At 73.2% G+C, this 2,608-nt stretch carries 5 protein-coding genes; 4 read left to right on the forward strand and 1 reads right to left on the reverse strand.

Going from position 1 to position 2,608, the window contains the following annotated elements; genetic code table 11:
- Positions 1–333 (forward strand): DUF84 family protein (locus QOL99_RS16395; RefSeq protein WP_285525386.1); only part of this gene is annotated, 333 nt, incomplete at its 5' end.
- The gene (locus tag QOL99_RS16400) at positions 330–641 is read left to right on the forward strand and encodes a GNAT family N-acetyltransferase (protein WP_285525388.1); all 312 of its coding nucleotides are present in this window, start codon (positions 330–332) and stop codon (positions 639–641) included. The genes QOL99_RS16395 and QOL99_RS16400, both read left to right, overlap by 4 nt.
- Before the next feature lie 70 nt (positions 642–711).
- Here QOL99_RS16400 and QOL99_RS16405 read toward each other — a convergent pair whose 3' ends face one another.
- Complete coding sequence (locus tag QOL99_RS16405) at positions 712–1,821, reverse strand: SDR family NAD(P)-dependent oxidoreductase (RefSeq protein WP_285525390.1); 1,110 nt, start codon at positions 1,819–1,821, stop codon at positions 712–714.
- Positions 1,822–1,869: 48 nt separating this feature from the next.
- Between QOL99_RS16405 and QOL99_RS16410 the strand changes: the two genes are divergently transcribed.
- Together QOL99_RS16410 and QOL99_RS16415 are read left to right on the forward strand one after the other, a co-directional pair.
- On the forward strand, positions 1,870–2,217 hold the full coding sequence (locus QOL99_RS16410) for a histidine triad nucleotide-binding protein (RefSeq protein WP_285525392.1): 348 nt from the start codon (positions 1,870–1,872) through the stop codon (positions 2,215–2,217).
- Positions 2,214–2,608: HAD family hydrolase (locus tag QOL99_RS16415; protein ID WP_285525393.1), on the forward strand; the 395-nt coding region annotated here is incomplete at its 3' end. The genes QOL99_RS16410 and QOL99_RS16415, both read left to right, overlap by 4 nt.

Consider the following 2,608-nt stretch of genomic DNA (forward strand, 5'->3'; position numbering starts at 1 on the left):
GGGCTGGAGGGAGGCGTGGCCCTCACGGCGGACGTGGCCCGGCTCTTCGGGGTGGTGGCGGTCGCCCGGCGGGACTCGGGGGGGGTCCGGGTGGAGTGGTCCCGCACCGCCGACCTGCGCCTGCCCCCCGAGGTCGCGCGGCGGGTGCGCGGCGGCGAGGAGCTCGGCCCGGTGATGGACGCGCTGCTGGGAAGTCCAGGCATCAAGCGCGGCGTGGGCAGCGTGGGCGTGCTGACGGGCGGCCTGCTGACCCGTGCGGACGTGTGGCGGCAGGCGGTGATCCTGGCCGCCACGCCCCTGCGCGGGGGCGGCGGGCTGTACCCTGGGCCATGACGAGCGACCCCCAGGTGATCCACAACGAGGCCGAGAACCGCTACGAACTGCGCTCAGGGGACGAGGTGCTGGGCTTTGCCGAGTACCGCCCGGCGGGCCAGGCCCTGCTGTTCAGCCACACCGAGATCGACCCCGCCCACGAGGGCAAGGGCCTGGGCTCGCGGCTGGTGCGCGGCGCCCTGGACGACGCCCGCGCCCAGGGACGTGAGGTCGTGCCCATGTGCCCTTTCGTGGCGGGCTTTATCCGCGAGCACCGCGAGTACGTGGACCTGGTGCAGCCGGGGCAGCGCGGGGTGTTCGGGCTGTAACCGGTGAGATGGGCCAGTGAGATGGGAAAAACCCCTCTCCCGAGCGGTGAGGGGGTCTGCCTTCTTTCCCCTACGTCGTCTCAGGCCTGACGGTCGTGCCTCCCTCGTTCAGGTCCGCCTCGGCCTGGCGCTTGATGGGGTTGCGCTCGGTGATCGCCGTCTCCGCCTCCGAGCCGGGGACCGTGCGGGCGCCCGGCACCGGGGCAGGGAGCAGGCGGCTCCCGAGGGCCAGCAGGTCGGCGGTGAGCTGTGGGGCGAGGGCCTGGGCGTAGCGCAGGATCAGCGCGGGACCGCCCACCATCGTCTCGGCGTCGCCGCGCACCAGGGCGTCCACGATGCGGCGGGCAGCCTCGGCCGCATCGAGCGAGATCAGCGGGGCGTTGTCCACGGTGGCGAAGAGGGCGTATTCCTTCTCGGCCTGCCCGGTGACTCCGGCGTGGCGGGGGCTGCCGGTCCGCATCAGGCCGGGGCAGACGGTGGTCACGCCCACGCCTTCCCGCGCGAGCTCCGCACGCATGGCCTGCCCCAGCCCCGCCACCGCGAACTTGCTCACCGAGTAAGGCGCGAGGTGCGGCACGCCGACCTTGGCCCCCACCGACGCCACGATCAACACCCGTCCACCCCGCGCCCGCAGGAAAGGCAGGGCGGCCCGCGTCAGGCGCAGCGGCGCGAGGGTGTTGACCTCCAGCGACTCGCGGAAATCGCTGTCGGTCATGTTCTCCAGCGGCCCCACCGTGATGATTCCGGCGTTGTTGACCACCACGTCGAGGCGGCCGTGCTGGCGGTTGGCCTCCTCGACGGCGCGGCGCAGGTCGGCGTCCACGGTCACGTCGCCCGTGACGGTGTGGACGGTGGCCCCCCGGCCCCGCAGGTCGGCGGCGGCCCGGTCGAGGTCGGCGGCGGTGCGGGCGAGCAGGGTCAGGCGGGCGCCCCGCGCGGCAAACTCGCGGGCCAGGGCCAGCCCCAGCCCCCGCGAGCCCCCGCTGATCAGGACACTGCGGCCCCGCAGGTCGAAGGGCGAATNCGCGGCAAACTCGCGGGCCAGGGCCAGCCCCAGCCCCCGCGAGCCCCCGCTGATCAGGACACTGCGGCCCCGCAGGTCGAAGGGCGAATTCAGCAGGCGGCGGGCACTCAGCAGCCCCACCCCGGCGGCCAGCAGCAGACGCTTGGATACCTTCATGTCCCGAGTGTGCCCCCCGCGTGCTTCCGGAATCCCTAGAGTGAAGGCATGGACAACCCGCCCGCGCCCACCCTCTTCGAGCGCATCATCGCCCGCGAACTGCCTGCCGAGATCGTGTACGAGGACGAGCACTACCTCGCCATCCGCGACATCGCGCCCAAAGCGCCCATTCACCTGCTGGTCATCCCGAAAAGGGTCACCACCCGCGCGGACGAGATCACCGACCCCGCCGAGATGGGCAGGCTGTGGCTGACCGCCGTGCGGGTCGCGCGGCAGCACGCGGCCGACTTCCGGCTGGTGGCGAACTGCGGGGCCGGGGCCGGGCAGATGGTCTTTCACACCCACGTCCACATCCTGGCCGGGTGGGACAGCGCCCCGGGGAGCGACGTGCTGTGATTCTGCAACCCTTTCAGGCGGCCCTCTTCGACCTCGATGGGGTACTGGTGGACAGCGAGGAACTGGCGAACCGGGTGTGGGTGGAGCTGCTGGCCGAGCACCGACTCACCCTCGACCGCGCCCTGTTCATGCGCCGGGCGGTGGGGAGCACCCACGCGGCCCTCTTCGACTGGCTGCGGGCCGAGTACGGCTGGGAGCGGTCACAGGACTTCCTGCCCGAGCTCGACGCACGGCTGGCGCGGGCCTTGCAGGCGACCCCGGCCATCGAGGGCGCGGCCGACACGCTGCGGGCGCTGCGGCACTCGGGCCTGCCCTTCGCGGTGGCGAGCAACAGCCTCCGCGCCCGGCTGCACCTCAAGCTGGAGGCGGCGGGTCTGGCCCGGCTGGTCGG

Origin of the sequence: Deinococcus rhizophilus, assembly GCF_030271215.1 — a bacterium.
Lineage (GTDB): Bacteria > Deinococcota > Deinococci > Deinococcales > Deinococcaceae > Deinococcus > Deinococcus rhizophilus.